We start from the raw sequence: 20,840 nt of genomic DNA on the forward strand, positions 1-20,840 counted from the left end.
ATAATCACCGGATCGTCATTGTTGTGCACTTGCAGCACCAGGTTCGCGGTGCTGGTATCGCCGTCTGCATCGGTCAGGGTGTAGGTGAAGGTTTCGGTCCCGCTTCCCCCGCCATGCAGCGCCACGAATTGCGGGTCGCTGGTATCCAGGGTGTAGGTGTACGTACCGTTGGGGTTGAGCACCAGGGTGCCGTAGGTGCCGGTGAACGTCCCGCCGATGATCGGCCCGCTGTCTGGGCCGGTGGGAATACGGTCGGCGCCCTGGTGGTCGTTGGGCAATACGTTGCCGGTGAGGGTGGCCAGGGTTTCCGATGCGATGCTGGCATTGCTGTCATCGATCGCCTGGGGCACGTCGTCGGTGATATTGACGTCCAGGGTGCCGGTGGCGCTGTCGCCATCGGTGTCCACCGCCACGACCGGGAACTGTTCGGTGAGGGTATTGGCACCGTCGCCGGTGGGATGGGTTTCATTGTCGAGCAAGGTGTAGGTGTAGCTGACTACTCCGGTGGCGGGGTTGTAGCCGGTGATGGTCAGGGTATTGCCCAGCGCGGTGGTGATGGCCTGGGGGAAGCCTGCGGGCACGCCACCGGCAATCACGCTGATGCCGCCGATGCTCAAGCTGCTCAACCCGTCAGGGGCATTGACGGTGAAGGTGCCGCTCTGTACCAATGCGCCCGGATTGCTGGCTGAGCCGTCGGCCAGGTTGGCCTCGTTGACGGTCAGTTCGCCGCCCTCCACGTTCAGGCCATCGAGGGTCACGGGATTGTCCGGTGGTTCAGGGGTCACGGGTGGCACAGTTTGATTGTCGCCATTGTCATTCCCATCGCCAGCCAGACGTACCAGCGGAAACTCGGGAACCCCGTTGAACCCGGCCGTAGGGAACCCGATCTGCGGTGCAACGGTACCGCCCACTTCCTCCAGCAGCACAAAGCTGTGCCCTCCACCCAAGGCACCGGGCGCATTACCGGCGCCGGGCCCTGCGGCCGTGGCTTCGCCGGTCTGGGTCGGGTCGGCACCGGCGGCGATGGCTTGCTGCAGTTTCTGCACGTCGGTCAGTTGCCCGACCGTCGGGGTCACCGCTTCAGGCGTATCGACATGGGGTACCTGGTGGGCGAGCAGCTGCGTAGAGAGTGTCAGGTTGCTTTCACGGCCCAGAGTCAGCTCCTGGCCGTTCGCAAGGTGCACGGCCACCGCTCCTTCAGCACCGGTGATCAGGTGCTCGCCGGCATACAGCCGGTCCCCTTCGACCAGAGGACGCCGCTGGCCTGCGGCCGTCTCTGCGAAAACCTGCCCCACAATCTTGCTGACTGTACCGATGAGCGCTGCCATGTGCATCCCTCCGTTGCCAACCACGGTCGGCACTTTGATGGGTGAAGAAATCCCCGTGCTTAGGGACAACCAGGAAATCTGGAAAATCTGCCAGCTTTCGCAGGCTCAAGAAGCGCTAGCCATTCGCCACAACGACAAAAAACCGTCACCTTGAAGACCTGCCCATTCAACCCTGTTAGCACCTCTTCACATTGTTTAAAAATTCCAATGGAACTTTTATTTGACGTCTAAAAGCCGTCAGAGCCCGCAATTTCAAAGGACTTACCCTTGAACAATGTGCTGCTTTTTTCCGGGCACATAAGTTTTTTTCGGCATAAGACTTATGAGAAATTCTTCTTAGGTTTCCTTCAGGATGTTCTTAGCTGTGTTGTTACAAGGTTGAAACGGTTTTGATCTTAAATACGTCAATATTCTGGCGACACAGAAGCACAACAGACCTCAGGAGATGCACCCCATGCGCGTTTTATCCCCTCTTTGCAGCGCGGTTTTGCTGGCGATGGCCTGCTCTTCTTCTGCGCAGGCCATGTCGCTGACCGAAGCGATCCAGAGCACCATCGCGACTCACCCTGAATTGGCACAACGGGTGGACAGCCGTCTGTCGGCCAACGAAGACGTCAAGGTCGCCAGGGGGGGCTTCTTTCCGTCGGTGGATTTGAATGCCGGCTACGGCCGTGGCTATAGCGACAACCCCAACACCCGTGCACAGGGCAATCACAACACCAACACCCTGAATTACACCCAGTCGGAGCTGCGCCTGCGGCAGATGCTCTTTGACGGGTTCAACACCAGCAATGAGGTGGAGCGCACCAAGGGCGTGGTCAATTCCCGGGCCTATTACGCACAAGGCACCGCCCAGGACCTGGCCCTGCGTACCATCGAGGTCTACCTCGAAGTGCTCAAGCGTCGAGAACTGGTGACCCTGGCCAAGAACAACCTGCAGGCGCACCTGCGGGTCAATGACCAGATCGGCCTGCGCACCCAGCGCGGCGTGGGCAGCACGGCCGATTCCGACCAGTCCAATGCCCGTCGGGCGCTGGCGGAGAACAACTACGACACCGCCCAGGTCGACCTCGCCGACGCCGAGGCGAACTTCTACAGCGTGGTCGGGCGCATGCCCGATGAACTGGAAACACCGCCATCGACCAAGGGCGAAATCCCCGCCGACCTGCGCGAAGCCCAGCAGAGCATGGTGGAGAATCACCCCTACTTGAAATCGGCCCAGGCCGACGTGCAGTCCGCCGAGAGCCAATATGAAGTAGCCAAGTCGCCGTTCTACCCACGCTTCGACGCCGAGGCCGCGGTGGGCGCCAATAACAACATCGGTGGCGAAGAAGGTCACGACAACAACTGGCGGGTCGGTGTGGTGATGAACTACAACCTGTTCCGCGGCGGCAGCGACAAGGCACGGCTGGCGTCCAACGCGCACCAGATCGACCAGGCCATGGACATTCGCAATAACGCCTTGCGCCAGCTCAATGAAGACACGCGCCTGGCCTGGAACGCGATGCTCAACGCTCGCAAGCAGACCCCCACAGCCCGGGAATATGCCGACACCACTGCCCGCGTGCGCGCGGCCTACCAGGATCAGTTCGGCCTCGGCCAGCGGACCCTGCTCGACCTGCTCGACAGTGAAAACGAGCTGTACAACGCCAACCGTCGCTACACCGAAGTGCGCTACACCGAGGAATACTCAATGTACCGGGTGCTGGCGAACATGGGCCTGTTGTTGAGCAAACAACGGATCGTGCTGCCGGCGGACGCCATCGCCCAGACCGAAGTCAAGAGCGAAGCACGGCTGCCCGAATTGAAGTAGCCCACTGGGAGCGATCAATGTGACCAGCATGGAACCCGCTATCCCCGGCGCCGACCCGCGCCTGAGCTTCGATGACCCTCTGCTGGATGGTCTGTTGATCCTCTGCAAACTCCATGGCGCGACGGTCAGCCGCGCCAGCCTCAGCGCCGGGCTTCCAATGGCGCACCAACGGCTGAGCCTGGACCTGCTGCCTCGTGCAGCGGCCCGGGCCGGTTTGCAGGCACGGGTGCTGCGCCGTGGCCTGGGCGAGATTTCACCGCTCAATCTACCGGTGATGCTGCTGTTGGCCGGTGGTCGTTGCGCGGTATTGCGACGCTGGCACGAGGACGGCCGGGCATTGATCCTGCCCTGCGAAGCCGACGGCGGCGAGCAATGGGTCAGCCGCGAGGAACTGAGCGCCGATTATGCTGGCCAGGCGTTGTTCGCCCGGCCGCGCCATGAACTCGAAGACCTGCGCTCGCCCCTGGTGCCACGGGTCGAAGCGTGGTTCCGCGACACCTTGAAATTGTCGCGCTGGCTGTATAGCGATGCGATCCTGGCGAGTCTGCTCATCAACCTGCTGGGGTTGATGGTGCCGCTGTTCGTCATGCAGACCTACGACCGCGTGGTGCCGAACCAGGCCACGTCTACCCTGTGGGTGTTGGCCGTGGGGCTGTTGATCGGCACCGGCTTCGAGCTGGTACTGCGAGTGGTGCGCGCGCACCTGCTGGACAGCGCCGGCAAGAAAACCGACGTGATCCTCTCCGCCACCCTGTTTGAGCGCATCACCGGCATGGCGATGAAGGTCCGGCCGGTGACCATCGGCGGGTTCGCCCAGAGCATCCATGACTTCCAGGGCCTGCGGGAATTTCTCACCGCCGTGACCCTCACCAGCCTGATCGACCTGCCCTTTGCCGTGCTGATGCTGTTGGTGATCGGTTTGCTGGGGGGCTGGTTGGTGGTCATTCCGGTGGTGGCGTTCCCCATCACAGTGATCTTCGCGCTGATCATCCAGGTGCGTTTGCGCGACACCGTACAAAAGAGCCTGGCCCTCGGCGCCCAGCGCCAGGCCTTGCTGATCGAAACCCTCGGCGGCCTGGAAACCCTCAAGGCCTGCAGCGCGGAAAGCGAGCGCCAGCACCAATGGGAAAGCACCCACGGCGCCCTCACCCGCCTGGACAGCCACGCGCGCAACCTCTCGGCACTGGCGACCAACGGCACTCTGTTCCTGCAGCAATTGGCCGGCATGACCACCATCGTCGCCGGGGTCTACAGCATCATCGCCGGCAATCTCAGCGTCGGCGCGCTGGTGGCGTCCTACATGCTTGGCAGCCGGGTCCTGGCGCCACTGGGGCAGATCGCCGGGCTGATCACCCGTTACCAGCAGGCGCAACTGACCATGCGCAGCACCGACGCCCTGATGGCCTTGCCCCAGGAACGCGATGCCAGGCAGCGGCCACTGGACCGCACCCAATTGCAGGGGGCACTGGACGTCCACGGCGTGACCTTCCACTACAACGACCAGAGCACACCGGCGCTGTCGAACGCGAGCTTCCAGCTCAAGGCCGGTGAACGGGTCGGGATCATCGGTCGCAGTGGCTCGGGCAAAAGTACCCTGGCGCGTCTGGTGATGGGATTCTACGAACCGCAGGAGGGCCAGTTGCTGCTCGACGGCCTGGACCTGCGGCAACTGGACGTCGCCGACCTGCGCCAACAGATCGGCTATGTCGCCCATGACCTGCCGCTGCTGGCCGGCAGCCTTCGCGACAACCTGACCCTCGGCGCCCGCTACATCAGCGATGCCCGCATGCTCGAAGTGGCGGAATTGACCGGCGTCGGCGAACTGGCTCGCCAGCATCCCCAAGGCTTCGACCGCCCGGTGGGCGAGCGCGGGCAGTTGCTGTCCGGCGGCCAGCGCCAAGCCGTGCTGCTGGCCCGGGCCCTGCTGCTCGATCCACCGATCCTGCTGTTGGACGAACCCACCAGCGCCATGGACAACAGCAGCGAAGACACTTTGCGGCAAAAGCTCCACACCCACATTCAGGGCAAGACCTTGCTACTGGTCACCCACCGCACCTCGATGCTGAGCCTGGTGGATCGACTGGTGGTGCTGGATAGCGGCCGGATCGTGGCCGACGGGCCAAAAGAGGTAGTGATCGAGGCGCTGCGCAAGGGTCGGGTCGGTTCCGGGACGGCCTAGCAAGCTCCCTCGCCACAAAGGCAACACCCAGTTTATCTACCTAATCGACGGGTATCCTCCTATGTCTGCTCAAGTCCCGGATCCAGCCGCCCGAAGCTACTTCAGCAGTTTCAGCAAAAGTGCCGAAAGCGAGTTCATGCCGGAAACCGCCGGTGCGGCGCTGCAGGATTCGCCCCGCCGATCCCGCGTCACCGTGTGGCTGGCCGCCGGGCTGATCGTCACCGCACTGGTGTGGGCGAAACTGGCGATCCTGCAGGAAGTCACCACCGGCGAGGGCAAAGCGATTCCGTCGAGCAAGGTCCAGGTGATCCAGAACCTGGAGGGCGGCATCGTCACCGAGATTTTCGTGCGCGAAGGCCAGATGGTGAACAAGGGCGATACTCTGCTGCGCCTCGACGACACGCGGTACCGGTCGAACAAGGGCGAAAGCGAGGCCGACCGCTATGCATTGATGGCCCAGGTCCAGCGCCTGTCGGCGGAGGCCGAGGGGCGGCCGTTCCAGGTATCGGCCGAGGTGACGGCCAAGGCCCCGCAAGTGGCCGAGGACGAGCGCGCGCTATATGAACAACGACAACGGCGCCTGGCCAGCGAACAACGGACTCTGACCGAACAACTGCGCCAGAAGACCCAGGAGCTGGCGGAGTTTCGCTCCAAGCAAGCCCAGTTCAGTTCCAGCCTGGCCCTGCTGCAAGAGGAAATGAACATGTCCGCGCCGCTGGTGAGCACCGGTGCGGTATCGCCGGTGGAGATCCTGCGGCTCAAGCGCAGCGCGGTGGAGATCCGTGGCTCGCTCAACGCCACCACCCTGGCAATCCCCCGGGCCGAATCGGCGATCAACGAAATCAAGAGCAAGATCGACGAATCGGAACAGACGTTCCGCTCCGACGCGGCCAAGGAGCTCAACGAGAAACGCACGGACCTGTCGAAAATCACCGCATCGAGCATCGCCATCGACGACCGCGTGACCCGCACCACCGTGGTTTCCCCGGTGCATGGGGTGATCAAGCAGCTCAAGGTCAACACCATCGGCGGCGTGGTGCAGCCGGGCAGCGACATGGTGGAAATCGTGCCCATGGAAGACAACCTGCTGATCGAAGCCAAGGTCCGCCCGCAGGACGTTGCCTTCCTCAATCCGGGCCAGAAAGCCATGGTCAAGTTCAGCGCCTACGACTACACGATCTACGGCGGGCTGAGTGCTCGGCTCGAACTGATCGGCGCCGACACCATCACCGACGATAAGGGCAACAGCTTCTACCTGATCCAGGTGCGTACCGATAAGAACCATTTGGGTGGCGACACCAAACCGCTGCTGATCATCCCGGGGATGGTGGCGACGGTGGATATTATTACCGGGGAGAAAAGTGTGCTGGATTACCTGCTCAAGCCGGTGCTGAAGGCGCGGACCGAGGCGATGCGCGAGCGGTAGTTCGGGTTTGAATCTTCAGTGAATGTCTATCGCCTTCGCGAGCAAGCCCGCTCCCACAGTTGATTTGTATGAACACTGAATTTGCGGCCACAGGTGATCAAATGTGGGAGCGGGCTTGCTCGCGAAGGGGCCTGCGAGAACGACCACTATTTTCCAGCATGATTACGCTGATAGGTCTCCGCCCCCATCGCCGCAATCTGCCCTTCGATCAGCGCTTCGAACGGCCTCAGCAATGCCTCGAAACTCGCCGGCGCTTCCAGGATCTGCAACGCCTGGACAACCGCCTCCACCGTCGACAATGCGCCCGGTCCCGGCGCCTTGCGCAAGCGATAACGGGATACCCTGCCGTCGGCCAGCGTCACCCTCGGCAACGCCGCCAGCGAAGGATTGAGGTGCAGCAACTTGCGCGCCTTGCGCCAGGTGCCGTCCGGCACGACCAATAGCAGCGGATCGTCGGACGGCCCATAGGCCTGCATCGGCTGCGCATCCTCGCCGGGAAACAGCAGGCAGGCTTGATAACCCGGTCGATTTAGCAATGCAGGCAGATGCTCGAACACTTCACCGACGATCAACTCGGCGTTGTTGAGCCCCAGCGCCGCCAGGCGGGCGGTATTCAAGGCATGGTTCACTTCGCTGGGGTGTTGCAGCAGCAAGACCCGGGTGCGACTGTCGAGGCTGGGGATCAGCGGACACAGGCAATGGCTTTGCGGCCTGTGGCAGCGTGGGCAATGGATTCTGGACATCGTGACCTCAGGCCTGGTGGAGCTGCGCTTTAAGCAGGTCGCGGAAAGTCTGGATCAGCGGCTCGCGGCTACGACCCCGGCGCATGATCATCGAAAACGGCGCCTGATAGCCGAACGTGGCCGGCAGCAGCACCCGCAAGTCGCCCTTGTCGACCCAGGCCTGGGCGTAATGCTCGGGCAGGTAGCCGATGTAGGCACCGGACAAGACCAGGATCAGTTGCGCCTCCATGCTCTCCACCGTCGCGGCGCTGTGCTTGAAGCCATGGCGGGCCAGTTCGGCCTGGCTCCAGTAACCGCGCCCGACCATCCTCTGCTGGGTGATGAGCTGTTCGGGGATGCGCCGCTCGTTGAACAGCGGGTGGCGGTTGCTGCAGTACAACCAGTGCTGCTCGCGGTACAGCGGCATGTACACCAGCCCGCTCATGCGCGTGGAAAACGCGCCAATGGCCAGGTCCAGGCGATTGTCCTGTACGCCGAGTTGCAGTTCGTAGGGGCTCATGACCGACAAGTGCAAGTGCACCGCCGGGTGTTCAAGGCTGTAGGCGCCGATGACCTCGGCGAAGGGCAGAGCCTTGTCGCTGACGGTGGAGTCGATCACCCCCAGGTTCAACGTGCCACGCAATTCGCCTTTCAGGGCTGCGGCGTACTGCTCGAAACCTTCGAGCTCACCCAACAGGCGCAAGGTTTCCTGATGGAACAACTCGCCCTTGCTGGTCAGGCTGAACCCGCCACGGCCACGATGACACAACACCAGGCCCAAGGCCGATTCCAGCTGGCTCATGTAGGTGCTGATGGCCGAGGTGGAAAGGTTGAGCTCATGCTGAGCATTGGCGAAACCCTGGTGCCGGACCACGCTGACGAAGATTCGTAGCAGTTTCAGGTCGGGTAGAGCGTTCATTGGGGGTTCTCCATACCAGCGTTCACTGCAAAACTTTGTGGCGAGGGGACCACTACTTCCCAATCCAAACAGGGGGACGGCGCTGACGCGAAGTCTATCGCCCCGCCCGCCATTAGTTTAGAAAAATCTGAACTAAGTATTTGCCCCCAACGATTCTTCTTGCCCACCGCCTTTCGCAGAATCGGCCCCTGATAACTAAAACAAACGATGAGGCCTTACCCGTGGACAAGATTCTTCACCAACCACTGGGCGGCAACGAAATGCCGCGCTTCGGCGGCATCGCCACCATGATGCGACTTCCCCACGTGCCCACCGCCGCCGGCCTGGACGCTGCCTTCGTCGGCGTGCCGCTGGACATCGGCACCTCCCTTCGCGCCGGCACCCGTTTCGGGCCGCGGGAGATCCGCGCCGAATCCGTGATGATCCGCCCCTACAACATGGCCACCGGCGCCGCACCGTTCGACTCACTGTCGGTGGCCGACATCGGCGACGTGGCGATCAACACCTTCAACCTGCTGGACGCGGTGCGGATCATCGAAGAGTCGTACCACAAGATTCTCGAACACAACGTCATCCCCCTGACCCTGGGGGGCGATCACACCATCACCCTGCCGATCCTGCGGGCCATCCACAAGAAGCACGGCAAGGTCGGCCTGGTGCACATAGACGCCCACGCCGATGTGAACGATCACATGTTCGGCGAGAAAATCGCCCACGGCACCACCTTCCGCCGCGCCGTCGAAGAAGGCTTGCTCGATTGCGACCGCGTGGTGCAAATCGGCCTGCGGGCCCAGGGCTACACCGCCGATGACTTCAACTGGAGCCGCCGCCAGGGTTTTCGCGTGGTCCAGGCCGAAGAGTGCTGGCACCATTCCCTGGCACCGCTGATGGCCGAAGTCCGGGAGAAAGTCGGTGGCGGTCCGGTGTACCTGAGTTTCGATATCGACGGCATCGACCCGGCCTGGGCCCCTGGCACCGGCACTCCGGAAATCGGTGGCCTGACCACCATCCAGGCCATCGAAATCGTGCGCGGCTGCCAGGGCCTCGACCTGGTCGGTTGCGATTTGGTGGAAGTCTCGCCACCGTACGACACCACCGGCAACACCTCACTGCTGGGCGCCAACCTGTTGTACGAGATGCTCTGCGTACTGCCCGGCGTGGCCCATCGCTGAGGCGTTGTCATGAACGATCAGGATCAAGTGCTCAAGGCCGCCGCCGAACTGGTGGCGGCCTTCGCCCGTAACGACCGCGACGCCTACTTTGGCGCATTCACGGCCGATGCGAGCTTTGTGTTCTACACCCTCGAACAGCCCCTGCTGTCACGCGATGCCTATCAGGCATTGTGGGATCGCTGGCGGTCCGAGGATGACTTCGAGGTGCTCTCATGCACCTCGAGCAACGCTTTCGTCAGCCTGCAAGGGGACGTGGCGATTTTCATCCATGACGTGGCCACCGAGCTGCGCATGCTAGGGGAGCGACACTTTAGCCAGGAGCGCGAAACCATCCTGTTCCGCAAGCAGGAAGGACGCACACAAGAACAACAGGGCCTTTGGCTGGCCTGCCATGAACATTTGTCCGCAATGCCGGAAGGGCTGCCACCCCCTTAGCCAAACAGGCGACGTTCACATTCGATGAACGCGCCTTAGATGATCGGAGCAGATCATGCATAACAATAACGACAACAGTCTTACGCAAATTGAAACCAACGGCGTCGAACAGATTCCGGACCACGAACGCACCGCCGGTCCGGGCGACCTGTTCCGGCTGATCTTCGGCGGCGCCAATACCTTCGCCACCGCCGTGCTCGGCAGCTTCCCGGTACTGTTCGGCCTTTCCTTCCAGGCCGGCGTCTGGGCGATTGTGCTGGGGGTGCTGGTGGGATCGGTGATCCTCGCGCCAATGGGTCTGTTCGGCCCACTCAACGGCACCAACAACGCAGTGTCTTCCGGTGCGCACTTCGGCGTGCACGGGCGGATCGTCGGCTCGTTCCTGTCGCTGCTGACCGCCATCGCGTTCTTCTCGCTGTCGGTGTGGAGTTCCGGGGACGCGCTGATCGGTGGCGCCAAGCGTTTGATCGGCGTGCCGGAAACCGACCTGAGCCTGGGGCTGGCCTACGGCCTGTTCGCTCTGCTGGTGCTGACGGTATGCATCTACGGCTTCCGCTTCATGCTGTGGGTCAACCGCATCGCCGTGTGGGCCGCCAGCCTGCTGTTCCTGCTGGGTATCTTTGCCTTCGCACCGACCTTCGACAGCCAGTTCGCCGGCACCGTCGGCCTCGGCCAGCCGGGTTTCTGGGCAGCCTTCATCGGCGCGGCGCTGGTGGCCATGAGCAACCCGATTTCCTTCGGTGCGTTCCTCGGTGACTGGTCGCGCTACATCCCGCGCGATACTCCCAAGCGGCGCATCATGGCGGCGGTGATCGCCGCGCAACTGGCGACGCTGATTCCGTTCCTGTTCGGCCTCGCCACCGCCACCATCGTGGCGATCAAGGCACCGGACTACATCGCAGCGAATAACTACGTGGGCGGGCTGCTGGCCGTGTCGCCAACCTGGTTCTTCCTGCCGGTGTGCCTGATTGCGGTGATCGGCGGCATGTCCACCGGCACCACGTCGCTGTATGGCACCGGGTTGGACATGTCCAGCGTGTTTCCGCGGGTACTGTCGCGGGTCAAGGCGACGCTGTTGATCGGCGTGCTGTCGATTGCCTTCATCTTCATCGGGCGCTTCGCGGCGAACCTGGTGCAAAGCGTGTCGACCTTCGCCGTGCTGATCATCACCTGCACCACCCCATGGATGGTGATCATGATCATCGGCCTGCTGGTGCGGCGCGGCTTCTACTGCCCGGATGATCTGCAAGTCTTCACCCGCGGCGAAACCGGCGGCCGCTACTGGTTCAGCCACGGCTGGAACTGGCGTGGCCTGGGGGCCTGGATCCCCAGCGCACTGGTCGGGCTGTGCTTCGTCAACCTGCCGGGGCAGTTCGTCGGGCCATTGGGTGAGCTGGCCGGCGGCATCGACATCAGCCTGCCGGTGACTCTGGGCCTGGCTTCGGTGGTGTACCTGGTGTTGCTGGGGGTGTTCCCGGAACCGGCGGCGGTGTATGGGCCGGATGATCCGCGCAGTAACGATTCGGCACCCAGCGCTGGGCCAAGCACTGTGGCGAGGGGATTTATCCCCGCTGGAGCGCGAAGCGGTCCCAAAGCCTGATACCTCGGTGCACCAGACAGATTTGAGTCGACTGCTCGGGGGCCGCTGCGCACCCCAGCGGGGATAAATCCCCTCGCCACAAAAGCATCACTCATCCCGACCTTCTTATAAAAAATACAATCGGAGACACGCCATCATGGCCTTGGATTTAATCGTCGTTCTCATCTACGCCGCCGGCATGATCGCCCTCGGCTGGTACGGCATGCGCCGCGCCAAAACCCGTGACGACTACCTGGTCGCCGGGCGCAACCTGGGCCCGGGTTTCTACCTGGGCACCATGGCCGCCACGGTGTTGGGCGGCGCGTCCACCATCGGCACCGTGCGCCTGGGTTATGTCCATGGGATTTCCGGGTTCTGGCTGTGCGGCGCCATCGGCCTGGGCATCGTCGGCCTGAGCCTGTTCCTGGCCAAGCCGTTGCTCAAACTGAAGATCTATACCGTCACCCAGGTGCTGGAGCGCCGCTACAACCCGGCCGCACGCCACGCCAGTGCGCTGATCATGCTGGTTTATGCGCTGATGATCGGGGCCACGTCGACCATCGCCATCGGCACCGTCATGCAGGTGCTGTTCGGCCTGCCCTTCTGGGCCTCGATCCTGGTGGGCGGCGGCGTCGTGGTGCTGTACTCCACCATCGGCGGCATGTGGTCGCTGACCCTCACCGACATCGTGCAATTCCTGATCATGACCGTCGGCCTGGTGTTCCTGCTGATGCCAATGTCCATCGTCGACGCCGGCGGTTGGGATGCGATGGTGGCGAAACTGCCGGCCAGCTACTTCGATTTCACCGCGATCGGCTGGGACACCATCATCACTTACTTCCTGATCTACTTCTTCGGCATCTTCATCGGCCAGGATATCTGGCAGCGGGTGTTCACCGCTCGCAGCGAAGGCGTGGCCAAAATGGCCGGCACCGCCGCCGGCTTGTACTGCGTGCTGTACGGCCTGGCCGGAGCGCTGATCGGCATGGCGGCCAAGGTGTTGCTGCCGGACCTCGCCAACGTCAACAACGCCTTTGCCAGCGTGGTCCAGACCAGCCTGCCCAGCGGCATTCGTGGGCTGGTGGTCGCCGCGGCACTGGCTGCGTTAATGTCCACTGCGGCGGCGGGCTTGCTCGCGGCCTCGACCACCGTGGTCCAGGATCTGCTGCCCCGCTTGCGCCAAGGCAGTGAAGGCACCGGCGCCGACGCCCATGAAAACCGCATCGCCACCCTGTTGATGGGCGTGGTGGTGCTGGGCATCGCCCTGGTGGTCAGCGACGTGATCAGCGCCCTGACCCTGGCCTACAACTTGTTGGTGGGCGGCATGCTGATCCCGCTGATCGGCGCCATCTACTGGAAACGCGCCACCACCGCGGGGGCGATCACCAGTATGTCGCTGGGCTTTCTGACAGCGCTGTTCTTCATGCTCAAGGATGGCCTGGACGCCAACACGCCGATCTACTACAGCCTGGGCGTGGCGCTGGTGAGTTTTGTGGTGGTGAGTCTGTTGTCGCCACGCTCGAACGTGGTGGCGAAGATGGTCTGATAGTCGGTAAACGACTGTGGGAGCGAGCCTGCTCGCGATGGCGGCGTATCAGCGACTACATATGCTGCTGATACAACGCATTCGCGAGCAGGCTCGCTCCCACAAAAAATCGACCTGACAGGTAATCAGCGGCGACGCGGCTGGCGGCGGCGTTGCTCGTCATCGGTGCGAATTGGAATCGGCTGCATGGGCGGTTCGATCAGGCCGAGCGCGACACCCAGGTCGTGAAGCCAGTTCTGGATTTTCTCTTTCATCGTGGTGCCCCCTCAGGGTCGTGCGAGCGGCAGATTTCTGTGGCCCCTTCGCGTTGATAATAGTCCGATGTGCTGCGCAATGCTCGTCTCTGTTTGCAATGATCTGTTACTGAATTGATCCAAATCCCGAGCCCGTAGTTCAAGCCGATTGGGCCGTCGCCACGGGCGTTCGCGGCCAGGCCTGTTGCTGCAACTCGATCCAGGCGTTCAGGTTGGCCCCGACCATGCCTTTGCGCCACATCAGCCAGGTCGTGGCGCTGGCAAACGGCTCGGCCAACGGATGCACCGCCACCCGCTCGCGGCCCGGCATACTGGCCAGCATCGACTCGGACAACAACGCCACCCCGGACCCGGCAATCACGCACGCCAGCATCCCCTGGTAAGACTCGATCTCCATCGCCCGGCCCATGGTTGCGTGATCATGGGCAAACCAGGCCTCCAGGCGCATGCGGTACGAACAACCCCGGCGAAAAGTAAACACGGAGCGGCCCTGCACATCCAGCGCACTGCGCACCGGCGGATGATCGGCTTCGGTGATCACCACCAATCGCTCGTCGCACAACGGCACGCCGTCCAGCCCCGCCAGTTCCAGCGGGCCATCCACCAGCGCCGCATCGAGCCGCCCGGTGAGCAGGCCCTCAAGCAATTCGCCGCTGGGCCCGGACTGCACTTGCAGGTTCACCGCTGGATACGCCCGGTGATAACTGGCCAGCAGGTCCGGCAGATGTATCGCCGCCGTGCTGTACATGGTGCCCAACACAAACTCCCCGGCCGGTTGCCCGCCCTGCACGGCCGCATGGGCTTCGTCGTGCAAGGCAAAGAGCTTGGCCGCATAGTCCAACAGGACTTTTCCTGCTGGCGATAGCTGCAAACGCTGACGCTCCCGCAGGAAAAGATCCACACCCAGTTGCTCCTCAAGCTGCTTGAGCCGGGTCGACAGATTCGACGGTACCCGGTGCAGGCGCTCGGCGGCACGGGTGATGGACCCTTCCTCGGCCACGGCCTGGAAGATCCGCAACTGACTGAACTCCACGACATTCTCCAAAAAGGAACAAGTTACTCACTATTATTCATTTTTAATGAAAGTCAATCGGTTCTAGCCTGACGGTCATTCGCCTCAATGTGGAGAACGACCATGTCGCCCCTTGTTCGCTTGCTCGCCAGCTTCATCGCCTTGATGATGGCCATGGGCATCGGCCGCTTCGCCCTTACACCTCAGTTACCTCATCTCATCGGCGAAGGTCAGATCGACTTGACCGCCGCCGGTCTGATTGCAGCCGCCAACTACCTGGGTTATTTCCTCGGCGCGCTGGACGCGATGTTCGCCCAGCGCCCGGAACAAGTGCGTCGACGTTTGCTCGGCGGCCTGTGGCTGTGCGTGCTACTGACCCTGGCATCGTTCTGGGCCTGGGGCTTCTGGCCGCACCTGGCGCTGCGCTTCGGCACGGGCGTGGCGAGTGCCTGGGTGCTGGTGATGATCACGGCCTTGAGCCAACCCCTGGCAGCCGCGGCGGGACGGCCACGACTGGGTGCGCTGGTATTTGCCGGACCGGGGCTGGGGATTTTTCTCACAGGCCTGCTGGCCTTGGGCTCGAACCTGTTGGGCCAGACGTCCACCACGCTGTGGCTGGTGTATGCCGGAGTGGCCTTGACGATGCTGCTGGTGGTGCTGCCGATCCTGCCGCAACCCGCTGCTGCGGTAATCGTTGCGCCGCCGGCCGGCTCTTCGCCGAACCGTGGCATTGCCCGGCTCGGCGTGGTGTACGCCTTGTACGGCGTGGGCTACATCATCCCCGCGACGTTCCTGTCGCAGATGGCCTCGGCGCAATTCCACGGTCAATGGCAGGCCGACCTGTTCTGGCCCTGCTTCGGCCTGGCCGCCGCCCTCGGTGTGCTGCTGGTGAGCCTGCGTCGGCCGGCGCCGAACAGCACCGGCCGCTGGTTGATCGGCACGTTATGGTTGCAGGCCGCCGGGGTGTTCGCCTGCCTGCTGGGGAACGGGCCAGGGCTGGCACTGGGGGTCATCCTGTGTGGCACGCCGTTCCTGGCGTGCATGCAACTGGTGATGCTGCGCTCCCGGGAACTGGCGCCCCATGCCAACCAGCGCAACGCCGGGTTGCTGACCGCCTGCTTTGCCGTCGGCCAGCTCAGCGGGCCGCTACTGGCGGCGCTGAGCAGCCACTTCAGCGGTGGCCTGCAACCGGCACTGATCGTTGCCGGCTGCGGACTGGTGCTGGCCGGTGGGTTGCTGCTACCCCGCCGGAGCGCGATGGCCCCCTGCCCCCAAACTGCCTTGCGTTGATCAGGCCTGGCCGACAGAGCTGAACGATGGGCTCGGTTGCGCGACCGACTCACGCCGCGCCAGGGCAAAATACAATACTCCGCCAAGGAAGCAGCCGGTGAACCAGGCAAAGTTGGCCATCGGTTGCAACAGCGGTGTGAAGGTGATCGCCACGCCCATCAGCGTCGCCGGTGCCAACGCCTTGACCGCCGTCCAGTTGATACCGCCGCTGTAGTAATAACGCCCGCTCGGGCCGTCATCGAACAGCGCATCGACGTCAATCCACTGCTTTTTGATCAGGTAGAAGTCAACCAGCAGAATGCCGAACAGTGGGCCGATGAAGGCTGCCAGCACATCCAGGGTGTAATGGATCACTTCAGGATTGTTGAACAGGTTCCAGGGCGTGATGAAAATCGACGCCAGCGCAGCGATCATGCCGCCGGCACGCCAACTGATCTTGCTGGGGGTGACGTTGGCGAAGTCGAAGGCCGGCGAGACGAAGTTGGCAACAATATTGATGCCGACGGTGGCCGTCACGAAGGCGAAGGCCCCCAGCAACACCGCCACATTGTTGTCGATGCGCGCCACGGTGGCGATCGGGTCATGGAGCATTTCGCCGAACACCGGCAAGGTCCCGGAAACAATCACCACGGTGACCAGCGAGAACGCCAGGAAATTCACCGGCAGCCCCCAGAAATTACCCCGGCGCACGTCAGACATGCTCCGGCAGTAGCGGCTGAAATCGCCAAAATTGAGGGTCGGCCCGGAAAAGTACGACACCACCAGGGCCGTCGCCACGATCACCTGACCAAACGCCTGCCAGCCGGACAGGGATTTTTCCGTCAGGGTAAAGCTGATGTTGTTCCAACCGGCCTTCCATACGATCCAGCCGGCCAGCAGAAACATCACGGCATAGACCACTGGCCCCGCCCAGTCGATGAAACGGCGGATCGACTCCATGCCCGCCCAGAACACCAGCGCCTGGACGAACCACAGGCTGAGGAAACCAAACCAACCCAGGTAAGACAAACCGGCGAAATGCGGCGTCGCGAAGACTTCCATTGAAGGAAAAAACCGCAACACCACGATGATCAGCGCACTGGAGGCCAGGTACGTCTGTATGCCGTACCACGCGACGGCAATCAAGCCGCGAATCACCGCCGGGATGTTCGCGCCGAACACTCCGAACGCCAGCCGACAGATCACCGGATACGGAACCGCCGCCTGCTGGCTCGGCCTGGCCACCAGATTAGCGATCACCTGCACGATGCAAATCCCGCCCAACAGCGCGATCAACACCTGCCAACTCGCCAGCCCCAACGCGAACAGGCTGGCGGCGAACACATAGCCACCGACGCTGTGCACATCGCTCATCCAGAACGCGAAAATGTTGTACCAATTCCATTTCTGCGGCAGCGGGCCCAAATCCTGGTTATAGAGGCGGGGGCTGTAGCCGTTGGGCAATTGCTCAGACATCGGGGAGGCTCCTTATGGATACCGCCGTGCCCCCGAGATGATCTGCTCACCATACTGCGCACGGGAGCCGGCATGGTTTGTATACGAAGCGATACGCAGAATGCGTGCCATAGCAGGAAAATGTGAGACAAACCACGGCGTGCCGCGGGATTTCATAGCGCGCAGGAAGGGACATACGCCCACGAACAGGGCGCGAATGCATGCTAAAGGTGCAGAATTTTGTATACAGCCAGATCAAAAGGTTAGACCCAGCACTTTGTGGCGAGGGGATTCATCCCCTCGCCACAAAAACATCCTTTCCGACACAAATGCTGTAGTCGACTGAAAGATCAGCTCAACTCAATACGATCCGCATGAATGACAATCTGCCCATTCTTGTACAGCGCACCAATGGCTTTCTTGAAGTTGCCCTTGCTCACGCCAAACAGGCTGCTGATCAGCGCCGGATCGCTCTTGTCGCTGACTGGCAGGGTGCCGTTGTTGTCGCGCAACTTGGCGAGGATCTTGGCATTCAGGCTGGTGGCGGCTTCCTGGCCCACCGGCTGCAGGCTCAGGCTGATCTTGCCGTCCGCACGGATTTCCTTGATGTAGCCTTTTTCCTGCTTGCCTGGGCGCAGAAACTTAAAGACTTCGTTCTTGTGGATAAGTCCCCAGTGGCGGTTATTGATGATCGCCTTGAAGCCCATGTCGGTGGCCTCGGCAACCAGCAGATCCACTTCCTGTCCCGGCGTGTAGTTGGCCGGCGTCTTGTCCAGGTAACGGTCCAGGCGTGCAGTGGCAGTGATCCGGCGGGTGTGCTTGTCGAGATAGACATGCACCACACAATAATCCCCGGCGGCCATCTGGCGTTTCTCTTCCGAGAACGGCAGCAACAGATCCTTGGGCAGGCCCCAGTCGAGGAACACACCGATGCTGTTGACTTCAACCACTTTCAGGCTGGCAAATTCACCGACCTGGACTTTGGGTTTTTCCGTGGTTGCGATCAGTTTGTCGTCGCTGTCCAGATAAATGAAAACATTGAGCCAGTCTTCATCTTCGCTGGGAATATCCTTGGGAATATAACGATTGGGCAAAAGAATTTCGCCGTCCGCACCACCGTCCAGATATAAACCGAAGTTCGTATGTTTAACCACTTGCAAACTGTTGTAGCGCCCGACTAAAGCCATTTCCGAATACCCTCGTTGCGTGGGCGGCATTCTACCCGGTTTTGCGGTGCGATTCGTGGACAGCGGAAAGCACCCGCCCCGACCTTGATTTTCCAGGGTTTTCATCTCTGGAGCGGCCATTCGTCAGGCAGACGATACCCATGCGACCGATTCGCACAGGCCAGTTGACGGTATATTTCCTTGACGGTTGTTATTTAAAACAGTGGCTTAGGACAATGACTGCGGTATAAATCCACCCATTAACCAGCCCTATCCAGATCAATCAGCGGGATATCAGCCAAGCAAGGGTCATGTATTTCCTGTACGATGCCTGGCCCAATTAATTATCGACAGGTTAATGGCCGCCATGCGTGTAAAAGCATCCAACAGCAAAGCAAAGCCAGCTCCAGCCGTTGAAACCAGCGAATCGATCAACGACCAGATCGCTGCGTTCCTCAAATCCGGCGGTGAAATCCAGCAAATCGCCAAAGGCGTCAGCGGCCAGACATTCGGCCCATCCAAGCAGATCAGCCTGGGCAAGAAGTAATCCCCGCATCACCTGGTCCCAAAGCGCTTTGAGCTTCGAAGCGCTTGGACTGGAACCTCCCCTGCCACATCCCACCTGTAAAAATCGACGAACGGCCTTCACCGCCAGGTATTCGTGGGTATGCTTGCACCTCTCTAGCTCAAGCGTTCCAGCTTATCCTGCTCCTCGCTAATTCACGGAGTGAAGCATGCGTATCCCCATTGCCCTGCTGACCATCAGCCTGCTGGCCTGCTCTCCTGTCCACGGACAGATCTTCCAGCGCGAACTCGGCGACTTCGACCTCAAGCTCGGCACCAGCCCCACCCGCAGCATGGCCCAAGGCCTCGTCACGCCTTCGAGCACCGGCTCATTTCACGGTGGCCTGGACCTGAGCCACGACAGCGGCTGGTACTTTGGACAATGGTCACCCAGCGCCGGCCTGACCTCCTCCGCCGACCTCGAAGTGGATTCCTACATGGGTTTCAAACACCCCTTCGACCAGACCCTGGGTTACGAAGTCGGCCTGATCCACTACAGCTACCCCACTGTCGACACCCTCGACAGCCAGGAACTCTATGGTGGCCTGACCGTGCTCGGCAGCCGTTTCGGCGCAGCCTTGAGCAACGACCCGGACAAACAGAACAGCACGCTGTTCGCCGACCTGGGCGGTAACGTGCCGTTCGGCATCGGCATCAGCGCCAAATACACCACCCACCAGCTCAATACGCCGGTTTCGGTCGAGAACGGCTATGTAGGCAGTTTCAGCGACTGGTCGTTGAAAATTTCCCGCCCGTGGCGCGGCATCGACCTGGACCTGATCTACAGCGACTCCAGCCTCAGCGGCAGCAGCTGTTCGGCCTACTCCGGCCACAACAGCGAATGCGACGGCCTGCTGACCCTGAAGATGGCCCATCCGTTTTACTAGGCTGAACTGCCGCGCGCCTGCCATGCTCAAACAAAACACCGATGGCTTCGCAAGGACTCGCTCATGTCGCGCTGGTTTACACGCACCGTCACGTTTATCGCCCTGCTGCTGTTACTCACGGCCTGCAGCCGCATCGGCCTGGCCTACCGCAACCTCGACCTGATCATCCCTTGGACCCTCAACGACTATCTGGAGATCAACGGCGAGCAAAAAGACTGGTTCAACGAACGCCTCAAGGAGCACCTGAGCTGGCACTGCACCACCCAACTACCCGGTTACCTCGATTGGCTGGACCGCTTGAAGACCATGGTCCAGACCGATCAGGTGACCGACGAAGCCCTGCAGCAGCGCACCCGGGAAGCCAAGGCCGCCATCGCCGAAACCGCTCGGGAAATCACCCCGTCAGCCATCGAATTGCTGCAAGGCCTGAACGACGAACAAGTCGCCGACATGGACGCCGCGTTCATCAAAGACCAGCGCAAGCGCCAGCAGGAATACCTCAAACCGTCGCTGCAACGGCAAATCCAGGAACGCAGCGAACGCATGGAAAAACGCCTGAACGACTGGCTCGGCCCCCTCAACATCGCCCAACGTCAGCGCGTGGTGGCCTGGTCCACCGCCTTGGGCGACCAGAACCAGCAGTGGATCGCCAACCGCGCCCACTGGCAAAACCAGTTCAGCGCCGCCGTGGCCCAGCGCCACGCCCCCGATTTTCCGAAACGCATCGAACAACTGCTGATCAACCGCGAAAGCCTCTGGACCCCGGCCTACCGCGAGGCCTACAACAACACCGAAGCCCAGGCCCGCAGCCTGCTGATCGACCTGATGGCCGACAGCACCCCGCCCCAGCGCGAACGACTGCTGAAGAAAATCGACGGGGTGAAGAAGGACTTTACTGATTTGAAATGCCTGAAAGCGGCCCGCTCTTAAGACCACCACAAGACTAATGTGGGAGCGGGCTTGCCCGCGAAAGCGGTGTAACAGCTAACGATATGTTGACTGACACTCCGCATTCGCGGGCAAGCTGAACTGGCCTAATGATTTTGGACACTTCAATCGGGCGCTATGATGGCGCCCAAATCTGAGGTGTTTGGATATGCGTAAATCTTATTCG

Annotated in this window: 18 protein-coding genes; 11 read left to right on the top strand and 7 right to left on the bottom strand. The window is 61.7% G+C overall.

Annotated features, from left to right (window positions below; genetic code table 11):
- The coding region (locus FBY02_RS28390) for a retention module-containing protein (RefSeq protein WP_256667328.1) at positions 1–1,328 on the bottom strand (1,328 nt) is incomplete at its 3' end.
- A gap of 454 nt (positions 1,329–1,782) precedes the next feature.
- Between FBY02_RS28390 and FBY02_RS13595 the strand changes: the two genes are divergently transcribed.
- The 3 genes from FBY02_RS13595 to FBY02_RS13605 all read left to right on the top strand — a co-directional run bounded on the left by FBY02_RS13595 (position 1,783) and on the right by FBY02_RS13605 (position 6,746).
- Positions 1,783–3,141 (top strand): TolC family outer membrane protein, encoded by a 1,359-nt coding sequence (locus tag FBY02_RS13595; protein WP_144928340.1) that lies wholly within the window; start codon positions 1,783–1,785, stop codon positions 3,139–3,141.
- A gap of 19 nt (positions 3,142–3,160) precedes the next feature.
- On the top strand, positions 3,161–5,320 hold the full coding sequence (locus FBY02_RS13600; protein WP_144928342.1) for a type I secretion system permease/ATPase: 2,160 nt from the start codon (positions 3,161–3,163) through the stop codon (positions 5,318–5,320).
- A gap of 61 nt (positions 5,321–5,381) precedes the next feature.
- Positions 5,382–6,746: an HlyD family type I secretion periplasmic adaptor subunit gene (locus FBY02_RS13605; RefSeq protein ID WP_144928343.1), complete on the top strand. Its 1,365-nt coding sequence runs from the start codon at positions 5,382–5,384 to the stop codon at positions 6,744–6,746.
- 146 nt (positions 6,747–6,892) lie between these two features.
- Here FBY02_RS13605 and FBY02_RS13610 read toward each other — a convergent pair whose 3' ends face one another.
- The gene (locus FBY02_RS13610; protein ID WP_144928345.1) at positions 6,893–7,489 is read right to left on the bottom strand and encodes a tRNA-uridine aminocarboxypropyltransferase; all 597 of its coding nucleotides are present in this window, start codon (positions 7,487–7,489) and stop codon (positions 6,893–6,895) included.
- A 7-nt stretch (positions 7,490–7,496) separates the two neighbouring features.
- Positions 7,497–8,387: a LysR family transcriptional regulator gene (locus FBY02_RS13615; protein WP_144928347.1), complete on the bottom strand. Its 891-nt coding sequence runs from the start codon at positions 8,385–8,387 to the stop codon at positions 7,497–7,499.
- A gap of 221 nt (positions 8,388–8,608) precedes the next feature.
- On the opposite strand from FBY02_RS13615, the gene speB reads away from it, so the two are divergent.
- The 4 genes from speB (at position 8,609) to FBY02_RS13635 (ending at position 13,119) form a co-directional block, all read left to right on the top strand.
- Positions 8,609–9,559: an agmatinase gene (speB, locus tag FBY02_RS13620; protein ID WP_024779101.1), complete on the top strand. Its 951-nt coding sequence runs from the start codon at positions 8,609–8,611 to the stop codon at positions 9,557–9,559.
- 9 nt (positions 9,560–9,568) lie between these two features.
- Positions 9,569–9,994: a nuclear transport factor 2 family protein gene (locus FBY02_RS13625; RefSeq protein ID WP_144928349.1), complete on the top strand. Its 426-nt coding sequence runs from the start codon at positions 9,569–9,571 to the stop codon at positions 9,992–9,994.
- A 52-nt stretch (positions 9,995–10,046) separates the two neighbouring features.
- The gene (locus FBY02_RS13630) at positions 10,047–11,594 is read left to right on the top strand and encodes a cytosine permease (RefSeq protein WP_256662516.1); all 1,548 of its coding nucleotides are present in this window, start codon (positions 10,047–10,049) and stop codon (positions 11,592–11,594) included.
- Positions 11,595–11,730: 136 nt separating this feature from the next.
- Complete coding sequence (locus FBY02_RS13635) at positions 11,731–13,119, top strand: sodium:solute symporter (protein WP_144928353.1); 1,389 nt, start codon at positions 11,731–11,733, stop codon at positions 13,117–13,119.
- Between the two features lie 125 nt (positions 13,120–13,244).
- Here the strand turns inward: FBY02_RS13635 and FBY02_RS28395 are convergent, their stop codons facing one another.
- Together FBY02_RS28395 and FBY02_RS13640 are read right to left on the bottom strand one after the other, a co-directional pair.
- Positions 13,245–13,373 carry a PA1414 family protein gene (locus FBY02_RS28395; protein ID WP_256222727.1) on the bottom strand — a complete coding sequence of 43 codons (129 nt, stop codon included), beginning with the start codon at positions 13,371–13,373 and terminating at the stop codon, positions 13,245–13,247.
- Positions 13,374–13,512: 139 nt separating this feature from the next.
- Positions 13,513–14,406: a LysR family transcriptional regulator gene (locus FBY02_RS13640; protein WP_144928355.1), complete on the bottom strand. Its 894-nt coding sequence runs from the start codon at positions 14,404–14,406 to the stop codon at positions 13,513–13,515.
- 102 nt (positions 14,407–14,508) lie between these two features.
- On the opposite strand from FBY02_RS13640, the gene FBY02_RS13645 reads away from it, so the two are divergent.
- Complete coding sequence (locus FBY02_RS13645) at positions 14,509–15,675, top strand: MFS transporter (protein WP_144928357.1); 1,167 nt, start codon at positions 14,509–14,511, stop codon at positions 15,673–15,675.
- Here the strand turns inward: FBY02_RS13645 and FBY02_RS13650 are convergent, their stop codons facing one another.
- Together FBY02_RS13650 and FBY02_RS13655 are read right to left on the bottom strand one after the other, a co-directional pair.
- On the bottom strand, positions 15,676–17,130 hold the full coding sequence (locus FBY02_RS13650; RefSeq protein ID WP_144928359.1) for an NCS1 family nucleobase:cation symporter-1: 1,455 nt from the start codon (positions 17,128–17,130) through the stop codon (positions 15,676–15,678).
- Positions 17,131–17,459: 329 nt separating this feature from the next.
- Complete coding sequence (locus FBY02_RS13655) at positions 17,460–18,296, bottom strand: S1 RNA-binding domain-containing protein (RefSeq protein WP_144928361.1); 837 nt, start codon at positions 18,294–18,296, stop codon at positions 17,460–17,462.
- Positions 18,297–18,633: 337 nt separating this feature from the next.
- Here FBY02_RS13655 and FBY02_RS13660 point away from each other — a divergent pair, with 337 nt between their 5' ends.
- The 3 genes from FBY02_RS13660 (at position 18,634) to FBY02_RS13670 (ending at position 20,656) form a co-directional block, all read left to right on the top strand.
- Positions 18,634–18,822: a hypothetical protein gene (locus FBY02_RS13660; RefSeq protein ID WP_016702300.1), complete on the top strand. Its 189-nt coding sequence runs from the start codon at positions 18,634–18,636 to the stop codon at positions 18,820–18,822.
- Between the two features lie 187 nt (positions 18,823–19,009).
- Positions 19,010–19,726, top strand: coding sequence for a TorF family putative porin (locus tag FBY02_RS13665; protein ID WP_144928363.1), 717 nt, complete (start codon positions 19,010–19,012; stop codon positions 19,724–19,726).
- 63 nt (positions 19,727–19,789) lie between these two features.
- Entirely contained in the window at positions 19,790–20,656 is an 867-nt protein-coding gene (locus FBY02_RS13670; protein WP_144928365.1) for a DUF6279 family lipoprotein, read from the top strand.
- Positions 20,657–20,840 lie beyond the last annotated feature (184 nt).

It is taken from the genome of Pseudomonas sp. SJZ078, from assembly GCF_007828255.1.
Classification (GTDB): domain Bacteria; phylum Pseudomonadota; class Gammaproteobacteria; order Pseudomonadales; family Pseudomonadaceae; genus Aquipseudomonas.